Annotated in this window: 16 protein-coding genes; 11 read left to right on the plus strand and 5 right to left on the minus strand. The window is 74.6% G+C overall.

Annotated features, from left to right (window positions below; translation table 11 throughout):
- Positions 1-53: 53 nt before the first annotated feature.
- Positions 54-812: a hypothetical protein gene (locus ACFY0I_RS24955; protein ID WP_388899805.1), complete on the minus strand. Its 759-nt coding sequence runs from the start codon at positions 810-812 to the stop codon at positions 54-56.
- Positions 813-942: 130 nt separating this feature from the next.
- On the opposite strand from ACFY0I_RS24955, the gene ACFY0I_RS24960 reads away from it, so the two are divergent.
- Positions 943-3,822: an ATP-binding protein gene (locus ACFY0I_RS24960; RefSeq protein WP_388899808.1), complete on the plus strand. Its 2,880-nt coding sequence runs from the start codon at positions 943-945 to the stop codon at positions 3,820-3,822.
- Here the strand turns inward: ACFY0I_RS24960 and ACFY0I_RS24965 are convergent.
- Positions 3,767-4,711, minus strand: a complete 945-nt coding sequence (locus ACFY0I_RS24965; protein WP_388899811.1) for an NAD-dependent epimerase/dehydratase family protein — start codon at positions 4,709-4,711, stop codon at positions 3,767-3,769. The genes ACFY0I_RS24960 and ACFY0I_RS24965 overlap by 56 nt on opposite strands.
- Before the next feature lie 110 nt (positions 4,712-4,821).
- Here ACFY0I_RS24965 and ACFY0I_RS24970 point away from each other — a divergent pair, with 110 nt between their 5' ends.
- From ACFY0I_RS24970 to ACFY0I_RS24980, 3 genes are all read left to right on the plus strand, one after another.
- Positions 4,822-5,835: a GlxA family transcriptional regulator gene (locus ACFY0I_RS24970; RefSeq protein ID WP_388899814.1), complete on the plus strand. Its 1,014-nt coding sequence runs from the start codon at positions 4,822-4,824 to the stop codon at positions 5,833-5,835.
- Between the two features lie 43 nt (positions 5,836-5,878).
- Positions 5,879-6,310, plus strand: a complete 432-nt coding sequence (locus ACFY0I_RS24975; RefSeq protein WP_388899817.1) for a hypothetical protein — start codon at positions 5,879-5,881, stop codon at positions 6,308-6,310.
- Positions 6,311-6,417: 107 nt separating this feature from the next.
- Positions 6,418-6,960, plus strand: a complete 543-nt coding sequence (locus ACFY0I_RS24980) for a GntR family transcriptional regulator (RefSeq protein ID WP_388899904.1) — start codon at positions 6,418-6,420, stop codon at positions 6,958-6,960.
- Positions 6,961-7,113: 153 nt separating this feature from the next.
- Here the strand turns inward: ACFY0I_RS24980 and ACFY0I_RS24985 are convergent, their stop codons facing one another.
- The 3 genes from ACFY0I_RS24985 to ACFY0I_RS24995 all read right to left on the minus strand — a co-directional run bounded on the left by ACFY0I_RS24985 (position 7,114) and on the right by ACFY0I_RS24995 (position 14,249).
- A complete protein-coding gene (locus ACFY0I_RS24985) occupies positions 7,114-8,574 on the minus strand; it encodes a glutamate synthase subunit beta (protein WP_388899819.1) in 1,461 nt (486 codons plus the stop codon).
- Entirely contained in the window at positions 8,567-13,120 is a 4,554-nt protein-coding gene (gltB, locus tag ACFY0I_RS24990; protein ID WP_388899907.1) for a glutamate synthase large subunit, read from the minus strand. The genes ACFY0I_RS24985 and gltB overlap by 8 nt, the downstream gene beginning before the upstream one ends.
- Before the next feature lie 397 nt (positions 13,121-13,517).
- A complete protein-coding gene (locus tag ACFY0I_RS24995; RefSeq protein ID WP_388899822.1) occupies positions 13,518-14,249 on the minus strand; it encodes a VIT1/CCC1 transporter family protein in 732 nt (243 codons plus the stop codon).
- Between the two features lie 268 nt (positions 14,250-14,517).
- Between ACFY0I_RS24995 and ACFY0I_RS25000 the strand changes: the two genes are divergently transcribed.
- The 7 genes from ACFY0I_RS25000 (at position 14,518) to ACFY0I_RS25030 (ending at position 23,159) form a co-directional block, all read left to right on the plus strand.
- Entirely contained in the window at positions 14,518-15,504 is a 987-nt protein-coding gene (locus ACFY0I_RS25000) for an ADP-ribosylglycohydrolase family protein (protein ID WP_388899825.1), read from the plus strand.
- Positions 15,505-16,298: 794 nt separating this feature from the next.
- Positions 16,299-17,405, plus strand: a complete 1,107-nt coding sequence (locus tag ACFY0I_RS25005) for an ADP-ribosylglycohydrolase family protein (RefSeq protein WP_388899910.1) — start codon at positions 16,299-16,301, stop codon at positions 17,403-17,405.
- Between the two features lie 7 nt (positions 17,406-17,412).
- Positions 17,413-18,567, plus strand: a complete 1,155-nt coding sequence (locus tag ACFY0I_RS25010; RefSeq protein WP_388899828.1) for an ADP-ribosylglycohydrolase family protein — start codon at positions 17,413-17,415, stop codon at positions 18,565-18,567.
- Positions 18,564-20,198, plus strand: coding sequence for an ADP-ribosylglycohydrolase family protein (locus tag ACFY0I_RS25015; RefSeq protein ID WP_388899831.1), 1,635 nt, complete (start codon positions 18,564-18,566; stop codon positions 20,196-20,198). Before ACFY0I_RS25010 ends, ACFY0I_RS25015 begins: the two co-directional genes overlap by 4 nt.
- The gene (gene rbsK, locus ACFY0I_RS25020) at positions 20,195-21,103 is read left to right on the plus strand and encodes a ribokinase (protein ID WP_388899834.1); all 909 of its coding nucleotides are present in this window, start codon (positions 20,195-20,197) and stop codon (positions 21,101-21,103) included. Before ACFY0I_RS25015 ends, rbsK begins: the two co-directional genes overlap by 4 nt.
- Positions 21,100-22,353, plus strand: a complete 1,254-nt coding sequence (locus ACFY0I_RS25025) for a CaiB/BaiF CoA transferase family protein (protein ID WP_388899837.1) — start codon at positions 21,100-21,102, stop codon at positions 22,351-22,353. Before rbsK ends, ACFY0I_RS25025 begins: the two co-directional genes overlap by 4 nt.
- Positions 22,350-23,159, plus strand: coding sequence for an HpcH/HpaI aldolase/citrate lyase family protein (locus ACFY0I_RS25030; RefSeq protein ID WP_388899840.1), 810 nt, complete (start codon positions 22,350-22,352; stop codon positions 23,157-23,159). Before ACFY0I_RS25025 ends, ACFY0I_RS25030 begins: the two co-directional genes overlap by 4 nt.
- Positions 23,160-23,255 lie beyond the last annotated feature (96 nt).

Consider the following 23,255-nt stretch of genomic DNA (forward strand, 5'->3'; position numbering starts at 1 on the left):
GGGGCCGGTGGGCGGCGCGCACCCCCGTGGTGCGCCGCCCACCGGCCCCGCGGTCAGCACAGTCCCGGGTTGTCCGGCGGGAGGAACACCGCGTCGAGGACCCGTTCCGCGGACAGCTCGACGGTGGTCCAGGCCGTGCCGAACCGCGTGTCCGAGGTGAAGTCCAACTCCTGCGGCAGGTCCGCCTCGGTGATCTCCTGTCCGACGTGGGCGACGGACAGGGTGCCCGCGCACTTCTGCGTGGCCGGCGGTCTGCTGCCGGTGGCGAGGCCCTCCTCGGGACCGACGACGACATCGACCGTGGAGATCGCCTCGTACGCGAACGAGTACCGGAACCGTGGGGTCGTCGGAGCGGCCCCGGGCAGGGGCGGCAGTGTGAACCGGGGCGTGGGGGTCGTCCGGGGTTCCGGTTCCCCCTGGAACCGGGTCGTGAAGACCCGGAAGTGGCTGACCTTCACCGGGACGGGTTCACAGGACCGGCGCTGCCGGTCCGGGGTGATCCGGATCCCGGAGTCCGTGAGGGACAGGGCCCCGTCCAACGGGCGGTCGTCGTGCTTCAGGTTCTTGAGGTAGTGGAGGCGCTGTGCGTCGTCCATGCCGGCCGTGGGCACGCAGGCGAAGGTAAGCGACGGGCTCGGGGTGGACGGCGCGGCGGGCGTCACCGCCGGCGGCGTCGCGGGGTCGTACGTCGCGGAGGTGGACGGCGTCGCCCCGGCCGGCGACTCCCCCGAGCAGCCCGTCGCCGCCAGGAGCGGGACGGCCAGGAGCGAAACGACCAGGAACGGTACGGCGGACACGGGTAATCGGCGCATGCGGCCTCCTCGTCGGGCGCGGCCGGGAACCCTTCCGATGCTGCCGGCCGGGCCCGGGCGGCGGCATCCGTAGGACCGCCTACGTATCCCCGGACGCGATTGCGGGTAACGCCTTCCCCGGGGAGGCGCGATGCTGCACGGAACGACGCCACTGGTGGGCCGGGGGGCCGAACTGGATCGGCTGGACGCGGTGATCGAGGGGGCCGGCGCGCCGCCGGGCATCGTCGACCTCACCGGCGCGGCGGGCATCGGCAAGAGCCGACTGCTGACGGAGGTGTGCCGGCGGGCCGCCCGGCGCGGGCTGACCGTACTGCGCGGACGGGCCACCGAGTACGAACGGCACATCCCCTTCCGGGTGTTCACCGACGCGTTCGCCGATCTGGATCCGCAGCTGCTGCACGGCCTGGCCGGCGAGGGGCCGGCGGCTGCGATCCTGTCCGCCACCGGGGTCGGGTCCGGTCCCGGTACGGGCGGCGGGGAGGGGGCCGCCGCGGACCGGTTCGCCGCGCACCGGGCGACGTCCCGCCTGCTGACCGCGTTGGGCCGGCGCGGCGGGACCGGGCTGCTCATCGCCCTGGACGACCTGCACTGGGCGGACCCGGCGTCCCTCGAACTCCTCGACCACCTGGTGCGCCACCCCGTTCCGGCCCCGGTGATCGTCGTCGGGGCGCGGCGGGACCGGCAGACCTCGCCCTCGCTGGACGCCGCGCTGACGCGGGGCATCGACACCGGCGCCGTGCTGCGACTGGGCCTCGGGCCGCTCCCGGAGCGGGACTGCGTGGCGCGCCTCGCCCCGACCCTGCCGCCCGCGCGGGCCGCCCGGCTGTACGCGGCGAGCGGCGGCAATCCGCTGTACTTCCTCGCGCTGCTCCAGGGTCAGGCCGCCGGCCCCGCCGTGCCGACCGGCGGCCTGAGCGCCCTGCTGCTGGACGAGCTGACCCCGCTGACCGCCGCCCAGCGCCGTACCGCCGAGGCGGTGGCCCTGCTCGGCGACCAGGCGACCACGGCGATGCTGGCGCTCACCGGTGCGGCTCCGGAGCCCGGCCCGCCCGCCGCCCCCGCCGCCGACCTCGACGCCGACCTCGACGTCCTGACCGGCCGGGACCTGCTGCGGCCGGGGCCCGGTGGGAGCTGGTCCCTGCGGCATCCGGTGCTGCGGTCCGTGGTGTACGAGAACACCGAGCACCGGCGGCGCACCGGTATGCACCGGCGGGCGGCCGCCGTGCTGACCGGGGCGAACGCGTCCGCGTCCGTACGCGCCCACCACGTGGAGCGGGCGCTGACGGGATGGGATCCCGGGGCGGCGGAGACCTTGCTGGAGGCGGCCGACGAAGCGCGGGCCACCGCCCCCGCGAGCTGCGCCCACTGGCTCGGGGTGGTGCTGGGGATGCTGCCGGACACCCCGGAACACCGCGCCCGGCGCCGGGAACTGCTGCTGCGGCGGGCGCGCGCGCTGAGCGTGTGCGGTGAGCTGCGGGAGAGCCGGAGCGTGCTGTACGAGCTGATCGCGCGGGTCGACGCCGACGAGGACGGCGGGCTGCGGGCCGCCGCCGTGACCCTGTGCGCCTCGATGGAGCGCCACCTCGGGGACTACGGGGCGGCGGTGGCGCTGCTGCGCCGCGAGTTGTCGCGCCGCCCGTCCCCGGCGCCGGCCGACGCGCTGGCCCTCGGACTGGAGTTGGGCTCGTCCGCTCCGCACGCGCTGGCCTACTCCGAGGTGCGGGGCGACGTACTGCGCACCTACGGGCTGGCGCTGCGGCTGGGCAACGAGCCGGCCGCGGCGGGGGCGCTGACGACGGCCGCCCTCGGGGAGACGTACGGCGGGGATCCGGCCCGGGCCCGGCGGCTGGCCGACCGGGCCGCGGCCCGCGTCGACGCGCTGGCCGGCCGTGAACTGCCGGAGCTGTCGGAGTCGTTGGCCCGGCTGGCGTGGACGGAGTTCTACCTGGACCGGTACCCGGACGCCGAACGGCACGCCGATCGGGGGCTGGCCCTCGCCCGTCGCGTCGGCCCCCTCCACCTGCTGCCGCACCTCCTGCTCTGCAAGGCGGTCGTGCACATGAACTCCTGCCGGCTGGTGTCGGCGTTGGAACTGTGCGACGAGGCGGAGGGCATCGCCCGCGGCATCGGCAGCGACGAACTCCTCGCGCTGGTCGTCGGCAACAAGGCGCAGGTGATGCTGGCGGCCCTGCCACCGGGCGACGGCGCCGCCCTGGCGACGGCCGAGGAGGGCGTCGCGCTGGCCGGGTCGCGCAGCAGTTGGTGGACCTCGCTGGCCTGGTGCGTCCTGAGCTACGCCTCGCTGTACGCCGGGGACCATCGGCGGGCCCGGTCCGCGATGCTGCGGGCCGGTCGGGGCCCGGAGCTCGCGGGGTTGCAGCCGACGATGCGGCCGCTGTTCCTGGAGGCGCTGGTGCACTCGGCGGTCGCGGCGGGCGACCTGTCGCAGGCGCGGGATTGGGCCGACCGGGCGGCTGCGGACGCCGAGCGTCTGGGGCTGGCCGCCCAGCGGGCCTCGGCGCTGCGCAGCACGGGCGCCGTGCTGGCGGCCCGCGGCGAGCCCGGCCCGGCGGCCGAGCACTACGTACGGGCGGCCGGGGAGTCGGCGCGCGTGGGCGCCACCCTGTGGGAGGCGCAGGCCCTGCTGACGGCCGCCACCCTGACGGGCCTGGCCGGTGACCCGGAGGCGGCGGGGGCCCTGTGGCGGCGGGCGCGAGGACTGGCGGAGGCGGGCGGGGCCCACCTGCTGACGGGCCTCGCGGACCTGTTCCCGCCGGCGGAGCCGACGTCCCCGGCTCCGCCGGCGGAGCCGCTCCCCCGGCTCACGCCGCGGGAACGGCAGATCGCCGCCCTGGTGACGGAGGGCCTGACGACCCCGGCCATCGCCGCGCGGCTCTACCTGAGTCCGCGCACGGTCGACACCCACCTCGCGCACATCTACCGCAAGACGGGCGTCACGACGCGGTCCGCACTGGCCGCTCTGGCCGCCCGTTCGTCACCAACTCCGTGAACACCCGCTCCAGCCCGGTGGCCCGTACGCCGAGCAGCCGTTCGGTGTCGGAGGCGTCGACGAGGAGCGGCCGCGCGTACTGGTAGGCCATCTCCGGGATCTCGGCCATGAGGGCGTCCGCCTCGACGGCTTCGGAGAGCTCGCGCGGGGTCATGGTCCTGAGTCGGGGCGTCGGCGCTCCGGCGGTCTCGGCGAGGGCCGCCAGCAGATCCCGCGGGGACAGTTCGGAGGTGGACGGCACGTGCCAGGCGCGGCCCCAGCCGTCCTCGCGGGCGCCGACGGCGATCAGGGTCCGGGCGACGTCGTCGGCGTAGGACCAGGCGTGGGGGGCGTCCAGGCCGACGGGCAGAACGGCCTCCTCGCCGGCCAGTACGGCGGGTACGGCCATCAGCGGGAAGAGACCGAGGACGTCGGCGCCGAGGAAGTCGCTCGCCCGGACCTCGGCGGCCCGGACCCGGCCCGCCAGGTGCGCGGCGAAGGCCTCCTCCCAGATGGCGGCGCGGACCCGGCCCTTGTCGGAGTTCGGCAGCATGGGCTGCCCGGGGCTCAGCGGCCCGTCCGCCGGGCCGTACCCGTAGAGGTTGCCGAGCATCACGTAGTCGGTGCCGGACCGGGCGGCGGCATCGAGGAGCGAGGCGGCCATCGGCGGGAAGTCCGTCCGCCAGGACTGGTAGGCGGGGGCGGCGGCGTTGTAGAGGGTGTCGGCGTCGCGCAACAGAGCGGTCAGCCGCTCCGTGTCGGTGACGTCGGCGACGATCCGTTCGACGAGCGGGTGCTCGGGTCCGCCGCCGCCGCGGGTGATGACGCGGACGTGTTCTCCGGCTTCGGCGAGGAGGCGCGCGGTGGCGGTGCCGATCGCTCCGGCTCCGGTGACGACGTGCAGGGACATGGCCGTACTTCCTTACGGGGAGGGCGAGTTCGCGTGGTGTGGATCAACCATCGTCGGGAGCGGGAGCGTAGGGTAGTGGCTGCAATGCCAGGAGTCCGGAGGTTCGAGCCATGTCCGCGTTCCTCCGCCCGCACCGCGTCGCGGTCGTCGCGGCCCCGCCCGTGACGACGTTCGACCTGTCGATCCCGGGGGTGGTCTTCGGGGCGGCGCTCGTCGGGGAGCGGCCCGCGTACGAGGTGACGATCTGCACGGCCGAGCCGGGCGTGGTGGCGACGTCGGGCGGGATGGACCTCCTGATCGCGCACGGGCTGGAGGCGACCGGGTGGGCCGACACCGTGATGGTGACGGGGACCGGCGATCGCGTCAGCACCGACCCTCGGGTGCTGGACGCGCTGCGGGCGGCGGCCGCCCGGGGCGCGCGGGTCGCCTCGATCTGCACGGGGGCGTTCGTCCTCGCTCAGGCGGGGCTGTTGGACGGGCGGCGGGCCACGACGTTCTGGTACATGTCGCAGGAGTTCCGCCGCCGGTTCCCCGGGATCGCGCTCGTGCCGGACGTGTTGTTCGTCGAGGACCGGGGCGTGCTGACCTCGGCGGGGCTGTCGGCCGGGATCGACCTGTGCCTGCACATGGTGGGTCGTGACCACGGGGCTGCGGTCGCGAACGCCACCGCGCGCCTGGTGGTGGCGGCGCCGGTCCGGCCGGGTGACCAGGCCCAGTTCATCGAGACCCCGCTCCCGTCCGAACGCGGCACCCCGCTGGCCGCCACCCGCGCCTGGGCCCTGGCCCGGCTGGACGAGCCGACCACCCTGGCGGACCTGGCCCGGCACGCGGGCACGAGCGTGCGCACGCTGACCCGGCGCTTCCGTGCCGAGACGGGTCTGAGCCCCCTCCAGTGGCTGCTGCACCGGCGCCTGGACCGGGCCCGCGAGATCCTGGAGACGACGACGCTCCCGATGGAGCAGGTCGCCGCCCGCAGCGGCCTGGGCACGGCGGACTCCCTTCGCACCCACTTCCGGCGCAGCACCTCGCTGACCCCGACCGCCTACCGGGCGGTGCACCGCGCGGGGCGCGGCGGGGGGCTGCTTCCGTCGGACTCCAAGGGCGTTGTCGGTGGCGGCGGTTAGCGTGGGTTACGTCGAACACGTTGGCGAACTCGCGGGGGAATTCATGAAGTACACGCACGCGTTCAGGGGTCGCCGGGCCGTCACGCTCGCGGCCGCCGGGGCCGCTCTGGCGATGACGCTCGGGGCGGGCCAGTCTCATGCGGACGAGGAACTCATCGGCTACCCGGGGCCGGACGGCCTCATCTGGGTCCAGGAGCAGATCGGTGACGGCGGCTTCGTCTCGGGCGGGCTGGCCCCGTGGCTGGACAGCTTCACGACGTTCGCCTGCGAGGGCGGCGGCAGCATCGAGGTCACGTTCCGCCTCGAGAACCACCCCGACCGTAACCCGGCGCCGTTCACCCTGGACTGCCCGTCCGGCACCCCGGCCCGCGTCACCGTCCCCCTCGGCACCGGCCTGAAGGGCGGCTTCGTCGCCGAGGTGAGGGCCTCGTCCCCGTCCATACGCTGGGGCGCCACGGTCGTCCAGCCGGAGTAGCCCCCTGCCCCGCCGCCCGGTGCGTGTCCCGGCCCGCCCCGAACGCGTCGGCGTTGCGTACGGTGGGCACGAGGGCGGACGGACATCCGGGAGGCGGCGTGAGCGGTGTGGGCGGCGACGGGTGGACCAGTACGTCGATGCCGTACCTGACTCCTCGCGCGCCCGATGCCGGCGACGCGTGGACGGCGCAAGCGCGGGCGTCGGGCCGCCGCGGGGGTCAGCGCATCGTCCACGCCGGGGAGGTCCCTGCGCCGGACGCCGCTGCCCTCCTCCTCGGCCTGACCGCCGGGGACCCCGTCGTGGTGCGCCGCCGGATCATCGAACTCGACGGGGAGCCGACCGAGTTGACGGACACCTACTACCCGGTGGCCATCGCCGCGGGCACCCCGTTGGCCGGCGTCGCGAAGATCCGCGGCGGAGCCGTGACCCTGCTCGCCGCCCTCGGGCACACCGGGGTGCGGGTCGTCGAGGACGTGACGGCGAGGATGCCGAGCGCCGACGAGCGCGCACAACTGCGCCTCGGCTCCGGCGAACCGGTGCTGCGGCTCGCCCGCACCACCTACGACGCCGCGGACCGGCCGATCCAAGCGGACGTGATGGTGATGCCCGCCGGCCGCCAACGGTTGCGCTACGAGATCCGGATCGGTTGAGGGGCCGGCCGGAAGACCGACCGCCCCCCGAACGCCACGGCGCCCGTCATCCCTGGTCGGGGACATGACGGGCGCCGTGTCGGGGTTCCGCACTTCGTTGTGCGGGCCGTATGAGGGGTCCCGCCCCGGAGGGCGGGGGTTCTGCGGGAGGCGTTACACCATCAGGGAGCGGTCCGTCGGCTTGACCGGGTACGGGAGGGCACTGGTGCCGGTCAGGAAGCGGTCCACGCCGCGGGCGGCCGAGCGGCCCTCCGCGATGGCCCAGACGATGAGCGACTGGCCGCGACCCGCGTCACCGGCGACGAAGACGCCGTCGACGTTGGTCGTGTAGGAGGCGTCGCGCTCGATGTTGCCGCGCGCGTCCAGCGCCAGACCGAACTGCTGGACCAGCCCGTTCTCCTGGTCGGTACCGGTGAAGCCCATCGCCAGGGTGACCAGCTGCGCGGGGAGGACGCGCTCGGTGCCGGGCTTCTGGACGAGCTTGCCGTCGACGAACTCGACCTCGACCAGGTGCAGGGCCTTGACGTGGCCGTTCTCGTCGCCCTCGAAGTGGGTGGTGGAGACGGAGTAGACCCGCTCGCCACCCTCCTCGTGCGCCGAGGTGACCTTGTACAGCATGGGGAACGTCGGCCAGGGCTGGTTGGCGTTCCGGTCCTCGCCGGGCTTCGGCATGATCTCCAGCTGGGTGACCGAGGCCGCGCCCTGGCGGTGGGCGGTGCCCACGCAGTCCGCGCCGGTGTCACCGCCGCCGATCACGACGACGTCCTTGCCCTCGGCCGTGATCGGCGGGGCCATGAAGTCGCCCTCCTGGACCTTGTTGGCCAGGGGCAGGTACTCCATCGCGAAGTGGATGCCGCTCAGTTCGCGTCCCGGGACCGGCAGGTCGCGGGAGACGGTGGCGCCGGCCGCGATGACGACCGCGTCGAACCGCTTGCGCAGGTCGGTGGCCGTGATGTCCCGGCCGACCTCGATGCCCGTACGGAACTTGGTGCCCTCCGCGCGCATCTGCTCGATGCGGCGGTTGATGTGCACCTTCTCCATCTTGAACTCGGGGATGCCGTAGCGCAGCAGGCCGCCGATGCGGTCGGCGCGCTCGTACACGACCACGGTGTGGCCGGCCCGGGTCAGCTGCTGGGCGGCGGCCAGACCGGCCGGACCCGAGCCGATGACGGCGGCGGTCTTGCCGGACAGCCGCTCCGGGGGCTGCGGGGTGACGTGGCCGCTGTCCCAGGCCTTGTCGACGATCGAGACCTCGACGTTCTTGATCGTGACGGCCGGCTGGTTGATGCCGAGTACGCACGCCGACTCGCACGGAGCGGGGCACAGGCGGCCCGTGAACTCGGGGAAGTTGTTCGTCGCGTGCAGGCGCTCCGACGCGGCGGTCCAGTCCTCGCGGTACGCGAAGTCGTTCCACTCCGGGATCAGGTTCCCGAGCGGGCAGCCGTTGTGGCAGAACGGGATGCCGCAGTCCATGCAGCGGCCGGCCTGCTTGCTGATGATCGGGAGCAGCGAGCCCGGAACGTAGACCTCGTTCCAGTCCTTGAGGCGGTCAGCCACGGGACGGGAACAGGCGGTCTCGCGCCCGGTGGTGAGGAAGCCCTTCGGGTCAGCCATGGGTCGCCGCCTCCATCATCTTCTCCGTGGTCTCGGATTCCGAGAGTCCGGCCAGCTCAGCGGCGTCCTTGGCGGCGAGCACTGCCTTGTACGTGGTCGGGATGATCTTGCTGAACCGGTCCACCGAGGCGGACCAGTCGGCGAGGAGCTTCGCGGCGACGGTCGAGCCGGTCTCCTCCTCGTGGCGGCGCACCACGTCGTGCAGCCACTGCTTGTCGGTGTCGGAGAGTTCGGTCTCGACCGCGCCCGTGTTGCCGACGTTGACGTTGTTCGGGTCGAGGTCGATGACGTAGGCGGTGCCGCCCGACATGCCGGCCGCGAAGTTGCGCCCGGTCTCGCCGAGGACGACGGCCTGGCCGCCGGTCATGTACTCGCAGCCGTGGTCGCCCACGCCCTCCGAGACGACCAGGGCGCCGGAGTTGCGGACGCAGAAGCGTTCGCCGGTGCGGCCGCGCAGGAACATCTCGCCGCCGGTGGCTCCGTAGCCGATGGTGTTGCCGGCGATGGTGGAGTACTCGGCGAGGTGGTCGGCGCCGCGGTCCGGGCGGACGACGACGCGGCCACCGGAGAGGCCCTTGCCGACGTAGTCGTTGGCGTCGCCCTCCAGGCGGAGCGTGATGCCCTTGGGCAGGAAGGCGCCGAAGGACTGGCCCGCGCTGCCGGTGAAGGTCAGGTCGATGGTGTTGTCGGGCAGGCCCGCACCGCCGAACCTCTTGGTGACCTCGTGGCCGAGCATCGTGCCCACGGTCCGGTTGATGTTGCGGATCGCGACCTGGGCGCGGACCGGCTGGGCGTCCACGGCCGTCGCGGCGTTCAGCGCGTCGGCGGCGAGCTTGATCAGCTCGTTGTCGAGGGCCTTCTCCAGACCGTGGTCCTGCTCGATGAGGGCGTGGCGGACCGCGCCCTCGGGCAGCTCGGGCACGTGGAAGAGGGGCTCCAGGTCGAGGCCCTGCGCCTTCCAGTGCGTGACGGCCTTGCTGGTGTCGAGGAGCTCGGCGTGGCCGACGGCCTCCTCGATGGTGCGGAAGCCCAGCTCGGCGAGGATCTCGCGCACCTCCTCCGCGATGAACTCGAAGAAGTTGACGACGAACTCGGGCTTGCCGGAGAACCGGTCGCGCAGGACCGGGTTCTGGGTGGCGATGCCGACGGGGCAGGTGTCCAGGTGGCAGACGCGCATCATGACGCAGCCGGAGACGACGAGCGGCGCGGTCGCGAAACCGAACTCCTCGGCGCCGAGCAGCGCGGCGATGACGACGTCACGGCCGGTCTTGAGCTGGCCGTCCGTCTGGACCACGATGCGGTCGCGCAGCCCGTTGAGCAGCAGCGTCTGCTGGGTCTCGGCGAGGCCGAGCTCCCAGGGTCCGCCCGCGTGCTTCAGCGAGGTGAGCGGGGAGGCACCCGTACCGCCGTCGTGACCGGAGATCAGGACCACGTCCGCGTGCGCCTTGGAGACGCCCGCGGCGACCGTGCCGACGCCGACCTCGGAAACCAGCTTCACGTGGATGCGGGCGACCGGGTTGGCGTTCTTGAGGTCGTGGATCAGCTGGGCCAGGTCTTCGATGGAGTAGATGTCGTGGTGCGGCGGCGGGGAGATCAGGCCGACGCCCGGGGTGGAGTGGCGGGTCTTGGCGACCCACGGGTACACCTTGTGGCCGGGCAGCTGGCCGCCCTCGCCGGGCTTGGCGCCCTGCGCCATCTTGATCTGGATGTCGTCCGCGTTGACCAGGTACTCGGAGGTCACGCCGAAGCGGCCGGAGGCGACCTGCTTGATGGACGAGCGCCGCGCCGGGTCGTACAGGCGGTCGGGGTCCTCGCCGCCCTCACCGGTGTTGGACTTGCCGCCCAACTGGTTCATGGCGATGGCGAGGGTCTCGTGCGCCTCCTTGGAGATGGAGCCGTACGACATGGCGCCGGTGGAGAAGCGCTTGACGATCTCGGAGACCGGCTCGACCTCGTCGATGGAGATCGACGGGCGGCCACCCCCTTCGGCGTCCTTGAAGCCGAACAGGCCGCGGAGCGTCATGAGGCGCTCGGACTGCTCGTTCACGCGGTCCGTGTACTGCCGGAAGATGTCGTACCGGCGGTTGCGGGTGGCGTGCTGGAGGCGGAAGACCGTCTCCGGGTCGAACAGGTGCGGCTCGCCCTCGCGGCGCCACTGGTACTCGCCGCCGATCTCCAGCGCGCGGTGCGTGGCCGCGATGCCGGAGGCCGGGTACGCCTTGGCGTGGCGGGCGGCCACCTCCTTGGCGATGACGTCCAGGCCGGCGCCGCCGATCTTGGTGGCGGTGCCGTTGAAGTAGGCGCCGACGAACTCCTCGTTCAGGCCGACGGCCTCGAAGACCTGGGCGCCGCGGTAGGAGGCGACGGTGGAGATGCCCATCTTGGACATGACCTTCAGGACGCCCTTGCCGAGCGCGTAGATCAGGTTCTTGATGGCCTGCTCCGGCTCCAGGCCGGTCAGGAAGGTACCGGCGCGCAGGAGGTCCTCGACGGACTCCATGGCGAGGTACGGGTTGACCGCGGCGGCGCCGTAGCCGATGAGCAGGGCGACGTGGTGGACCTCGCGGACGTCGCCGGCCTCGACCAGCAGGCCCACCTGGGTGCGCTGCTTGGTGGCGATGAGGTGGTGGTGCACGGCGGAGGTGAGCAGCAGCGACGGGATCGGCGCGTGCTCGGCGTCCGAGTGACGGTCCGAGAGGACGATCAGGCGGGCGCCGGCCTCGATGGCAGCGTCGGCCTCGCCGCGGATCTCGGCGATCCGGGCGGCCAGCGCCTCGCCGCCGCCGGAGACCCGGTAGAGGCCGGAGAGCGTGGCGGCCTTCATGCCGGGCATGTCGCCGTCGGCGTTGACGTGGATGAGCTTGGCCAGCTCGTCGTTGTCGATGACGGGGAACGGCAGGGTGACGCTGCGACAGGACGCGGCGTTCGGCTCCAGCAGGTTGCCGGCCGGGCCCAGCGAGGACAGCAGCGAGGTGACGAGCTCCTCGCGGATGGCGTCCAGCGGCGGGTTGGTGACCTGCGCGAAGAGCTGCGTGAAGTAGTCGAAGAGCAGCCGGGGGCGCTCGGACAGGGCCGCGATCGGCGAGTCCGTGCCCATGGAGCCGAGCGGCTCGCCGGCGGTGCGGGCCATCGGCGCGAGGATGACGCGCAGTTCTTCCTCGGTGTAGCCGAAGGTCTGCTGGCGGCGGGTGACCGAGGCGTGGGTGTGGACGATGTGCTCGCGCTCGGGCAGGTCCGTCAGCTCGATCTCGCCGGTCTCCAGCCATTCGGCGTACGGAGCGGCGGCGGCGAGCTCGTCCTTGATCTCGTCGTCCTCGATGATCCGCTTCTGGGCGGTGTCGACGAGGAACATCTTGCCGGGCTGGAGGCGGCCCTTGCGGACGACCTTGGCCGGGTCGATGTCGAGGACGCCGACCTCGGAGCCGAGGACGACGAGGCCCTCGTCGGTGACCCAGTAGCGGCCGGGGCGCAGACCGTTGCGGTCGAGGACCGCGCCGACCTGGGTGCCGTCGGTGAAGGTGACGCAGGCCGGGCCGTCCCAGGGCTCCATCATCGTGGAGTGGTACTGGTAGAACGCGCGGCGGGCCGGGGCCATGGAGGTGTGGTTCTCCCAGGCCTCCGGGATCATCATCAGCACGCTGTGCGGCAGCGACCGGCCACCGAGGTGGAGCAGCTCCAGGACCTCGTCGAAGGAGGCCGAGTCGGAGGCGTCCGGGGTGCAGATCGGGAAGATGCGGTCCAGGGCGCCTTCGCCGAAGGCGTCGGAGGCCAGCTGGGACTCGCGGGCCTTCATCCAGTTCCGGTTGCCCTTGACCGTGTTGATCTCGCCGTTGTGCGCGACGAAGCGGTACGGGTGGGCGAGCGGCCAGGACGGGAAGGTGTTCGTCGAGAACCGGGAGTGGACCAGGGCGAGCGCCGAGGCGAAGCGGCGGTCGGAGAGGTCCGGGAAGAAGGGCTCCAGCTGGCCGGTGGTCAGCATGCCCTTGTAGACGATGGTGCGGGCGGAGAGCGACGGGAAGTACACGCCGGCCTCGCGCTCGGCGCGCTTGCGCAGCACGAACGCCTTGCGGTCCAGCTCGATGCCGGTCGTCCCGTTGCTCACGAAGAGCTGGCGGAAGGCGGGCATGGTGGCGCGGGCGCCGTTGCCGAGCAGGTCGGGGGTGACCGGGACCTCGCGCCAGCCGAGGACCGTGAGGTTCTCCTGGGCGGCGAGGGCCTCGATCTGCTCCACGGCGACGGCCTGTGCGGTGCCGTCGGCGGGGAGGAAGGCGATGCCGACGGCGTACGCGCCGGCCTCGGGAAGGTCGAAACCGGTCACGTCGCGCAGGAACGCGTCGGGGACCTGGGAGAGGATTCCGGCGCCGTCGCCCGAGTCCGGCTCGGAGCCGGTCGCGCCACGGTGCTCAAGGTTCCGCAGTACGGTCAGCGCCTGCTCGACGAGGGTGTGGGTCGCCTCGCCGGTGAGGTTCGCCACGAATCCGACGCCACAGGCGTCCTTCTCGTTGCGCGGGTCGTACATGCCCTGCTGGGCGGGGCGACCGTCCATGGGCGACCAGGCGTTGGTGCTGGGGCCGGTCGCGGAGTGCGTGGATGCGGAACGCATCGGCTCTCCCGTCGTCGTCGTGGCATATGTGCATAGCCGAGGGACGACGTTGGCCCTCTGCGAAATTTCGTGCAGGTTACATGATGACGGCAATCCCGAGAAGCGGATATTGCGTTCCAGCATGCGGACACTGCGCGAACCAGGAAGAAGAGGACCTTCGCGGAGGCCGCAGCCGTTTCCGCAGGGCTGCTGCGGCGACGACCCGGGGCGGAGGTCCCGGCGCGAGGCGGGCATCATTGCCCGCGCGCCAAGGTGGGATGCCCGGCGGACACGGAATCGAAACCACCGGGTAATGAACTACTTATGTTGCCTACTGCATAGTGTCTCACTCCCGCGACGGTTAGCCTACGGCGCTGCCGATCCACGTGCCCAGGATGTACGTCACACCCGCGGCGGCGCCACCCAGGACGAGCTGACGCATGCCGCTGTACCACCAGGACCGGGCCGTGACCCGGGAGACCACCGCGCCGCAGGCGAACAGTCCGACCAGCGCGAGCAGCACCGCGGGCCACAGGCTGGTCGCCCCGAGCAGGTAGGGCAGTACGGGGAGCAGGGCGCCGAGCGCGAAGGAGCCGAACGAGGAGATCGCGGCGACGGCCGGCGAGGGCAGGTCGTCGGGGTCTATCCCGAGTTCCTCGCGGGCGTGGATCTCCAGCGCCTGCTCCGGGTCCCGGGACAGCTGCATGGCGACCTCGCGGGCCAGCGAGGGCTCGACCCCGCGCGAGACGTAGAGCTCGGCCAGCTCCTCCATCTCGTCGACCGGGTGCTTGCGCAGTTGCTGGCGCTCGACGTCGAGCTCGGCCAGGACCAGCTCGCGCTGCGAGGCGACCGAGGTGTACTCACCGGCGGCCATCGAGAAGGCGCCGGCCGCGAGACCCGCCAGTCCGGTGATCACGACGGTCTGCGGGGCGACCGCACCGCCGGCCACGCCGGTCATCAGGGCGAGGTTGGAGACCAGTCCGTCCATCGCACCGAACACGGCCGGCCGCAGCCATCCCCCGTTGACGTCCCGGTGGGTGTGGTTGTCGCGGTGAGCGGTGTGCAGCGGTGCTTCGATGTCGATGATGGACATGCGTGATTCCTCCCCATTTGTGCGAGCGGGTACGCGAAAGCCACGCGAGCCCGGCCCACGCGGGGCCACTCCCCCTGAACACCTCGAAACTACGCACGATTTCTGCCGCCCGCCAGCAAGGAAGGCCGTACTTACCTGGGGTTTCGTCCCTCGGCGACCGGGTGACGGGGGCGTTCGGGGGGTGTTTCGCGGCGACCGACAAACCACATGCCGTGGCACAAATCCCCCAAGGGCTCATCATGAGTCCCATCAAGTGGAGAGGCGCGCCATGGAGCTGATTGCATGCAATCCGCAGGTCCTCCTCGAACGGGCCAGGGGCGCTCTTCTGGGCCTCGCCGTGGGTGACGCGCTGGGCGCCCCCGCCGAGAACATGAAGCCGTCGCAGATCCGGGCCAAGTGGGGCCGGATCGAAGGCTTCGTCTCACCCGATCCGGCGGGCACCGACGACACCGAGTACGCCATCTTCTCGGGCCTGCTGCTGGCCCGGCACGGCTCCGCCCTGACCGTCGCGCACGTCGAGCGGGCCTGGCACCACTGGATCGCCGACCTCGACGAGGGCCCCTTCCGCGGCGCGGGCTTCTCCGAACGGGGCACCCTGGAGAACCTCCGCCGGGGCCTGGCCGCGCCCATCTCGGCGCAACACCGCCACGCCTGGTCGGACGGGCTGGCCATGCGGGCCGCCCCGTTCGGGGTGTTCGCGGCGGGCCGGCCCGCCGAGGCGGCCCGACTCGTCGCCATCGACGGCACGGTCAGCCACGACGGCGAGGGCATCTACGGCGGCCAGGCCGTCGCGGCGGGGGTCGCCGCCGCGATGGCGGGCGGCTCCCCCGCCTCCGTCGTCTCGGCGGCCCTGTCCGTGATCCCGTCCGACTCCTGGACCGCCCGCTCCCTGCGCCGCGCCGTGACGGCCGCCCCGCGCGGCGAACGAGCGGTCCGCTCGGCGGTCGTGATCGGCGGGTACCCGTGGACCGACCTGGCACCGGAGGCGGTGGGCCTGGCGTTCGGCGCGTTCGCGGCGTGCCGGGGCGACTTCGCGGAGTCCGTCCTGACCGCCGTCAACATGGGCCGGGACGCCGACACCACCGCCGCCGTGGCGGGCGCCCTGGCCGGCGCCATGTCCGGCGTCGCTGCGATCCCCGCCGACTGGGCGGCGGTCATCGGCCCGGTGCGCGGCAGCTGCCTCCCCTCGATGCGGGGCTACCACGTCCTGGACATCGCGGACCTCCTCACCCCCGAATCCGAGACCCCCCGATGACCCCGCCCCCGTACACCTCGGACACCCCGAGCGCGCCGAACGGCCCCGGTGCGGCGGCCGCCCCGGAGGTCCCGGGCCCTCCGGCCGGACCGAACCCCCAGGGCGCGACGGCGCCTTCGGCCGTACGGGACGCCCCGGCCGGACCGGGCCCCTCCGGCCCGACGGCCGCCCCGGGCGCGAACACGTCCGGCCCGGCCACCCCCGGCACGACGGCAGCCCCGACCGTACGCACCGCCCCGGGCGCGACGGCCACCTCCGGCAACCCCGCTGCGGCGGCCGAACAGGAGGGCCCGGACTCACCGGCCGGACCGAACGCCCAGGGCGCGGGTGCCGGCCCTGGTGCGGCGGGCGGCCCGAACGTCCGGTCCGGGCGTGTCACCCCGGGCGCGGGGGCTGCCCCTGGTGCCCCGGCCGCAGCGACCGACCCCGGTGCGGCGGCCGGCCCGGAAGGCGGGGGCGGCCCGGGCGGCAGCGGTGCGGACGCCGGCGCCCGCACTCCGGCCTTCACGGTCGTCTCCGTCGCAGCGGGGGCGAAGGGCGGCGCTGCCCGCGAGTTCCTCGCCGCAGCCGCAGCCGCCGCCGCAGCCTCGGCGGCGCGGGCCCGCCCGGTACAGGCCGGCGGTCCCGCGGCGTTCGCGGCGCGGGGGGACGTGCGGGCCGACCCCGGCGGGGGCGGCGGGCGGCTGGTGGTCGCCGAGCGGACGGCCCCCGCGGCGGCGCCCGCCGAGGACCCCGACCGGGAGCGGCGCACAGGCTCCCGGGCCCCCGACGCCCCGCCGCGGGCGGCCCGTCGGATCGAGGGGCTGCTCCTCGGGCTCGCCGCCGGCGACGCGGCAGGCTGGCCCGCCGCCCGGCACCGGGCCAGCCGGATGCCCGAGTGGACCCGCCGCCTCACCCGCGAGCTCGACACCTTCGCGGAGCAGAACGCCACCACCACCCTCCCCGTCCCCATCGCCCTGAACCAGCCCCCCGAGCCGCTGCGCCTGGGCCCCTCCGACGACGCCGAGTGGGCGGCCTTCGCCGCCGAGTCCGTGCTCACCGCCGCCGGGGTGCTGCTCAGCGACCTGTCCCGGTCCCGCCGCATGCGCGCCGCCATCGACCTGGCGTGGAACGCCCTGGCCTCCGAGGTCGCCGCGGCGGCGGACCGCGCGCCCGAGGTCGAGTCGGCCGTCCTGCCGATGCGCGCCCGGATCTCCGTACGCGCCGGCCTCGGCAACCTCGCCGCCGGCCTGCGCCCACCCGCCACCGGGCACGACAACCCGCACTACTTCGACGACGCCGCGTGCGTCCGGGCCTGCGTCCTCGCCGTCGTCCACCCCGGCGACCCGCGCGCCGCCGCCGACCTCGCCGAGTTCGACGCCCGCTACACCCAGGACGGCGACGGCGTCCACGGCGCCCGCGCCATGGCCGCCGCCCTCGCCGTCGCCCTCGCCGGCGCGGACACCGACGCCGCCGTCGAGGCCGCCCTGGAACAACTGCCCGGGGCCACCGAGATCGGCCGCAACGCCCGGCACGCCGTCGCCCTGGCCCGCGCCGACCCGGCCGGCGGCGCCTTCGCCCTCGTCCCGCTCCTGGAACACCAGATCGTCGACCACGTCTACAGCTACGGCATCGCCGCCGCCGAGACCGTCCCCGTAGCCCTCGCCCTGGCCACCGCCGCCCGCGGCAAGGTCTCCGAGGCCGTCCCCGCCGCCGCCTGCCTGTCGCGCGTCGCGGACTCGGCGCCCGCCCTCGCCGGCGCCCTCACCGGCGCTCTCGGCGGCGGCGACTCGCTGCCCGCCTCCTGGCGCGAGGCCTGCCGCGTGCTGTCCGGCTGCGCCCTGCCCCGGCTCGCCGGGACCGACCTCGTCGAACTCGCCGCGCTCCTCACCCGTACGGAACTCACCTCACCCAAGGGATGATTCGGACATGACGCACACCCCCCTCACCCTCGACGACCGGGTGACCGGCAGCCTGATCGGGGCCGCCGTGGGAGACGCGCTCGGCGGCCCCGTGGAGGGCTGGTCCCCGGAGCGGATCGTCGAACGGCACGGCGGCCGCGTGCACGGCATCGTCGGCCCCTGGTACGAGGACTGGCGCACCGCCCGCCCCATCGCCCCCTACCACAAGGGCGACGGACACGTCACGGACGACACCCTGATGACCCACGCGCTGGTACGGGTCTACGCGACCGTGCGCGACCACCTCGACGCCTACTCCGTCGCCGAGCACCTCGTCCCCGACCTCATGTCCACCCCGCGCTGGATCCCCGAACTCGAAGCCGAGGCCCTGCCCCTCCAGCGGATCTTCCTCGCCGAGAAGTGGATCGTCACCCGGCTGCACTACGCGCACGCCGACCCCCGCGAGGCCGGCGCCGGCAACGTCGTCAACTGCGGTGCGGCGATGTACATGGCGCCGGTCGGCCTGGTCAACGCGGGCAACCCCGCCGCCGCGTACGCCGAGGCGCTGGACGTCACCGGCGCGCACCAGTCCTCGTACGGGCGCGAGGCCGCGGGCGTCTTCGCGGCGGCCGTAGCGGCGGCCTGTACGCCCGGCGCGACGGCCGCCTCGGTCGTGGAGACGGCCCTGGCTCTGGCCAAGGACGGCACCCGCTCGGCGATCGCGGCCGTGTGCGAGGTCGCCGTCCGGTACCGGGACTTCGAGTCCGCGCTGGCCCCGCTGCGCGCGGCGGTGGCCCCGTACGACTCGGTCGGCCCGGACTACCGCGCCCCCTCCCTGGGGGCCCGCCGCCCCTCGCGCCTGCACTCCATCGAGGAGTTGCCGATCGCCCTCGGCATGCTGCTGGTCGGCGACGGCGCCTACGAGACCTCGGTGCTCGGCGCCGTCAACTACGGCCGCGACTGCGACTCCATCGCGACGATGGCCGGGGCCGTCGCCGGAGCGCTGGGCGGGGAGGCCGCCGTACCGGCCGGCTGGGCCAAGCAGGTCGCCGAGGCCAGCCGCCTCGACCTGCACGCCCCGGCCGCGGAACTGGCCGCCGTGGCCCGGGAGGTGTTCGACCGGGACCGCGGCCGGCGCCGGGCCCACGAGAGCGCCTTCGCGGCGATGGCGTCCCCGCGGTGACGGCCGTCGACTCCCCCGGCGCCCTCGTACGGCTCACCTGGGCGCAGCCGGAGGACCTGCTCGGCCACGAGCTGCGGCAGGCGCGGGAGGACGGCCGGGACGCCGGGCCCGTGCTGCGGGAGTGGCTGGCGGCGGGCGGCCGGCCGGCCCCCGACCGCGCGGGCGCGTCCGCCGAACCGGCCCCGCCGGAGCTGCGCGCCCTCGCGATCCGCCTCCTGACCGAACTCGACGCCCTCCCGGTCCCCTCGGGCGCCGACGAACCGAGCGCCTGGCCCGACATCCGGGCCACCTGGCCCCCACCCCCGACCCCGACCGCGACCCCGGCCGCGCCCCCGGACCCGACCCCGCCCGGGGCCGTCCTCCCGGCCGCGTCCCCGGCCGCGTCCCCGGACCCGGCCCCGGGCCGCGCCACCGACCCCCGCCGTCCGGCGGCCCCGGACCGCGCGGGCAGGCCGGACCCGGCCCCGAGGGCGACCCCCGCCCCGCCCCCCGCCGCACCCGCCGGCCGCCGGGTCGCGGACCGGAACCCCCGGTCGGCCCACGGACCGGACGCCCCGCCGCCGGGGGTGGACGCCGCGCTGCGGGAACGGTTGGAGGCGGCCTGGGTCGGGCGCGCGGCGGGCTGCGTCCTCGGGAAGCCCGTGGAGAAGCTTCCCCTCGACGGGATCCGGGCCTTGGCCCGGGCCGGCGGGAACTGGCCGCTGTCCGACTGGTTCAGCGCCCGGGGCGTCCCGGCGGAGCTCCTCGCCGCGCATCCGTGGAACCGCCGCTCCGCCGCCACCTCGCTCGCCGAGAACATCGACGGCGCCCCCGAGGACGACGACCTCAACCACCCCCTGCTGGGCCTGCTGCTCCTCCAACGGCACGGCAAGGGCTTCACCACGGCCGACCTCGGCCGTCTCTGGCTGGACGAACTCCCCGCCGGCCGGACCTTCACCGCCGAGCGGATCGCCTACCGCAACCTGCTCCAGGGGCTCGAACCCCCGATGACGGCCCGCCACCACAACCCGTTCCGCGAGTGGATCGGCGCCCTGATCCGGGCCGACGTCCACGGCTGGACGAACCCCGGCGAGCCGGTCGCCGCGGCGGCCCAGGCGCACCGGGACGCCGCGCTCACCCACACCGCGAGCGGGATCCACGCCGCCCTCTTCGTCGCCGCCGCCCTGGCCGAGGCCGCCGGTGGCCGGGCGGACGTGCACGGCGCGCTGCGGGCCGGACTGGCCGTCGTACCGCCCCGGTCGCGGCTGGCGGAGGCCGTGCGCTTCGGTATCCGTACCGCCTCCGACGAGCCGGACTTCGACCGGGTCGTGGACCGGCTGCACGACTGTTACGGCCACTACCACTGGGTACACGCCCTGCCGAACACCGCGCTGATCGCGGCCGCGCTCACCCACGCGGACGGCGACTTCACGCACTCCGTCTGCCGGGCGGTGTCCGGCGGCTGGGACACCGACTCCAACGGGGCCACCGCCGGTTCCCTCGCCGGGCTGCTGGCCGGATCGCCCGGCCGGATCCCGGACCGCTGGACGGCGCCGCTGAAGAACCGGCTCTCCACCGGGGTGTCCGGCTTCGACGGCATCGGATTCGACGCCCTCGCCCACCTCACCGCCCAGGAGGCAGCCCGCTCATGACGGCCATCGCCGTGCTCGGCAGTACGAACATGGACCTCGTCGCCTACGTGCCCAAGGCGCCCCGTCTCGGGGAAACGGTCACCGGCCGCGCGTTCCGCACCGTCCCCGGCGGAAAGGGCGCCAACCAGGCGGTCGCCGCCGCCCGCCTCGGCGGGGAGGTGGTGATGATCGGCGCGGTCGGGGCCGACGAGTTCGGGGTGCGGCTGCGCGCCGCGCTCCACGCGAGCGGGGTCGACACGGCCGAGCTGCGCACCGTCGAGGGCGCCAGCGGCACCGCCCACATCACGGTCGACGACGAGGGCGCGAACAGCATCATCGTGATCCCGGCGGCCAACGCCCGCGTCACCGCCCTGGAACCGGGCGACGACGCCCGCATCGCGGCAGCCGACTCCCTCCTCCTCCAGCTCGAACTCCCCCTGGAGGCGGTACTCGCGGGCGCCCTGGCCGCCCGCGCCCACGGGGTCCGTACGATCCTCACCCCGGCCCCCGCCCAGCCGCTGCCCGCCGGGCTGCTGGCCGCCACCGACCTGCTCGTCCCCAACGAGCACGAGGCGGCCGCCCTCACCGGCCTCACCGATCCGCACCGCGCCGCCGAGGCGCTGCTCCAGGACGTCCCGGAGGTGGTGATCACCCTGGGCGCGGCGGGGGTGCTGCACGCCGCGCGCGGGCGGGAGCCGGTGGCGGTGCCCGCGCCCCGGGTGCGGGCGGTGGACACCACCGCCGCCGGGGACACCTTCGTCGGCGCCCTCGCGGTGGCCCTCGGCGAGGGCCGTCCGATGCCGCAGGCCCTCGCGTGGGCCGGGTGCGCCGCCGCGCTGTCGGTGCAACGGCCCGGCGCCCAGGACTCGATGCCGGACCGGGCCGACCTCGTGGCGTTCGCCGCCGGACAGGGCCTCCCCCGATGACCGGCCCCCGCACGGAGGCCGGGCCGGGCTCCGGTCCCGCCGCGCCCCCGGACGCCGGCCCCGGTCCCGGCCCGCTCGCCGGGCTCCGCGTCCTCGACCTGGCCACCCTGTTCGCGGGTCCGCTGGCCGCCACCCTGCTCGGCGACTTCGGCGCCGAGGTGGTCAAGGTGGAGCACCCCGACCGGCCCGATCCGTCCCGTGACCACGGCCCCGCCAAGGACGGCATCGGCCTGTGGTGGAAGCTGCTCGGCCGGAACAAGCGGACGATGACCCTGGACCTGTCGACCCCGGGCGGCCGGGACACCCTGCTGCGGCTCGCCGCCGACGCCGACGTGGTCATCGAGAACTTCCGTCCCGGCACCCTGGAGAAGTGGGGCCTGGGCTGGCCCGAACTGTCGGCGGCCAACCCGCGCCTGGTGCTGGCCCGCGTCACCGCGTTCGGCCAGCAGGGTCCGTACGCCCACCGCCCCGGCTTCGGGACGCTCGCCGAGGCCATGAGCGGCTTCGCCGCGATCACCGGGGAACCGGGCGGCCCGCCGACCCTTCCGCCCTTCGGGCTCGCCGACTCGATCGCCGCGCTGACCACGGCGTACGCCGTGATGACGGCGCTGGCCGGCCGTGATCGCACCGGGCGGGGGCAGGTCGTCGACCTGGCCATCATCGAGCCGATCCTGACCGTGCTCGGCCCGCACCCGCTCTGGTACGACCAACTCGGCTACGTGCAGCGGCGCACCGGCAACCGGTCCGTGAACAACGCCCCCCGCAACACCTACCGCAGCGCGGACGGCCACTGGCTGGCGGTGTCCGCCTCGGCCCGGTCCGTCGCCGAACGCGTCGTACGGCTGGTCGGGCGGCCCGAGCTGGCCGACGAGCCCTGGTTCGCGACGGGCGCGGGCCGGGCCGAGCACGCCGACGTGCTGGACGGGGCGGTCGGCGGCTGGATCGCCCTGCGCAAGGCGGACGAGGCCGTGGCGGCCTTCGAGGCGGCCGAGGCCGCCGTCGCCCGGGTGTACGACGTACGGGACGTGATGGCCGACCCGCAGTTCGCGGCCCTCGACACGGTCACCGAGGTCGCGGACCCGGAACTGGGCCCGATCCGCATGCAGAACGTCCTCTTCCGGCTGTCCGCGACGCCGGGCGGGATCCGCTGGGCGGGCCGTCCGCACGGCGCGGACACCGACGAGGTCCTCACCGAGCTCGGCCTGACCCGGGACGAGATCGCCGCGCTGCGCACCGAGGGGGCACTGTGATCCTGACCTGGCTCTACGCACCCGGAGACCGTCCGGAGGTGGTGGCCAAGGCCCTGCAGTGCGGGGCCGACGCCGTCATCGTGGATCTGGAGGACTCCGTGTCCGTCTCCCGCAAGGAGTACGCCCGGGCCGCCACCGCGGAACTCCTCACCGAGCGACCGCCCGTCCCCGTCCACGTCCGGGTCAACGCCCTGGGCTCGCCCTGGGCGGGCGCCGACCTGACGGCGCTGGCCCGGTTGCACGGGCTCGCCGGGCTGCGACTGCCGAAGGTCGACGCCCCGGAGCAGATCGTCCGGGTCGCCGACCGCACCGGCGGGGTGGCCCTGTACGCGCTGCTGGAGTCGGCGCTGGGAGTGGAACGGGCGTACGAGATCGCCCGCGCCCACCCCTGCCTGCACGGGCTGACCCTCGGCGAGGCGGACCTGCGGGCCGATCTGGGGGTGAGCGCGGAAGCGGGGTTGGACTGGCCCCGGTCCCGGGTGGTGGTCGCCGCCCGCGCGGCGGGTCTGGCGCCGCCGGCGCAGTCGGTGTTCCCCGACATCCGGGACCTGGAGGCGCTGGCCGGCTCCTGCGCGCGCGGCCGCTCGCTGGGTTTCCTGGGCCGGGCGGCGATCCATCCGCGCCAGCTCCCGATCATCGAACGGTGCTACCTGCCGGGGCCGGAAGAGGTCACGGCCGCCGAGGAGATCGTGTCGGCCGCGCGGGCGATGTCGGGGGCCCTGGCGCTGCCCGACGGCCGGTTCGTGGATCCGGCGGTGGTGGCCGCCGCCCACCGGACGCTGACCCTGTCGCGACGGGCGTCCTGAGGGCGCGTCCTCGTCCTGACGAGAGGGGGGCGCCCCGGCCGGGCAGCCGCAAGGGGGCGCCGCGACCCGCGCGGCGCCCCCTTGCGGAGCAGACCC

This window comes from Streptomyces sp. NPDC001568 (assembly GCF_042893755.1).
GTDB lineage: Bacteria > Actinomycetota > Actinomycetes > Streptomycetales > Streptomycetaceae > Streptomyces.

Coding starts and splice junctions, on each gene's coding strand:
- ACFY0I_RS25010 (WP_388899828.1), top strand. CDS start 17,413: ATGACGCACACCCCCCTCACCCTCGACGACCGGGTGACCGGCAGCCTG.
- rbsK (WP_388899834.1), top strand. CDS start 20,195: ATGACGGCCATCGCCGTGCTCGGCAGTACGAACATGGACCTCGTCGCC.
- ACFY0I_RS24960 (WP_388899808.1), top strand. CDS start 943: ATGCTGCACGGAACGACGCCACTGGTGGGCCGGGGGGCCGAACTGGAT.
- ACFY0I_RS24965 (WP_388899811.1), bottom strand. CDS start 4,711: ATGTCCCTGCACGTCGTCACCGGAGCCGGAGCGATCGGCACCGCCACC.
- ACFY0I_RS25000 (WP_388899825.1), top strand. CDS start 14,518: ATGGAGCTGATTGCATGCAATCCGCAGGTCCTCCTCGAACGGGCCAGG.
- ACFY0I_RS24955 (WP_388899805.1), bottom strand. CDS start 812: ATGCGCCGATTACCCGTGTCCGCCGTACCGTTCCTGGTCGTTTCGCTC.
- gltB (WP_388899907.1), bottom strand. CDS start 13,120: ATGGACGGTCGCCCCGCCCAGCAGGGCATGTACGACCCGCGCAACGAG.
- ACFY0I_RS24970 (WP_388899814.1), top strand. CDS start 4,822: ATGTCCGCGTTCCTCCGCCCGCACCGCGTCGCGGTCGTCGCGGCCCCG.
- ACFY0I_RS24995 (WP_388899822.1), bottom strand. CDS start 14,249: ATGTCCATCATCGACATCGAAGCACCGCTGCACACCGCTCACCGCGAC.
- ACFY0I_RS25025 (WP_388899837.1), top strand. CDS start 21,100: ATGACCGGCCCCCGCACGGAGGCCGGGCCGGGCTCCGGTCCCGCCGCG.
- ACFY0I_RS24985 (WP_388899819.1), bottom strand. CDS start 8,574: ATGGCTGACCCGAAGGGCTTCCTCACCACCGGGCGCGAGACCGCCTGT.
- ACFY0I_RS24975 (WP_388899817.1), top strand. CDS start 5,879: ATGAAGTACACGCACGCGTTCAGGGGTCGCCGGGCCGTCACGCTCGCG.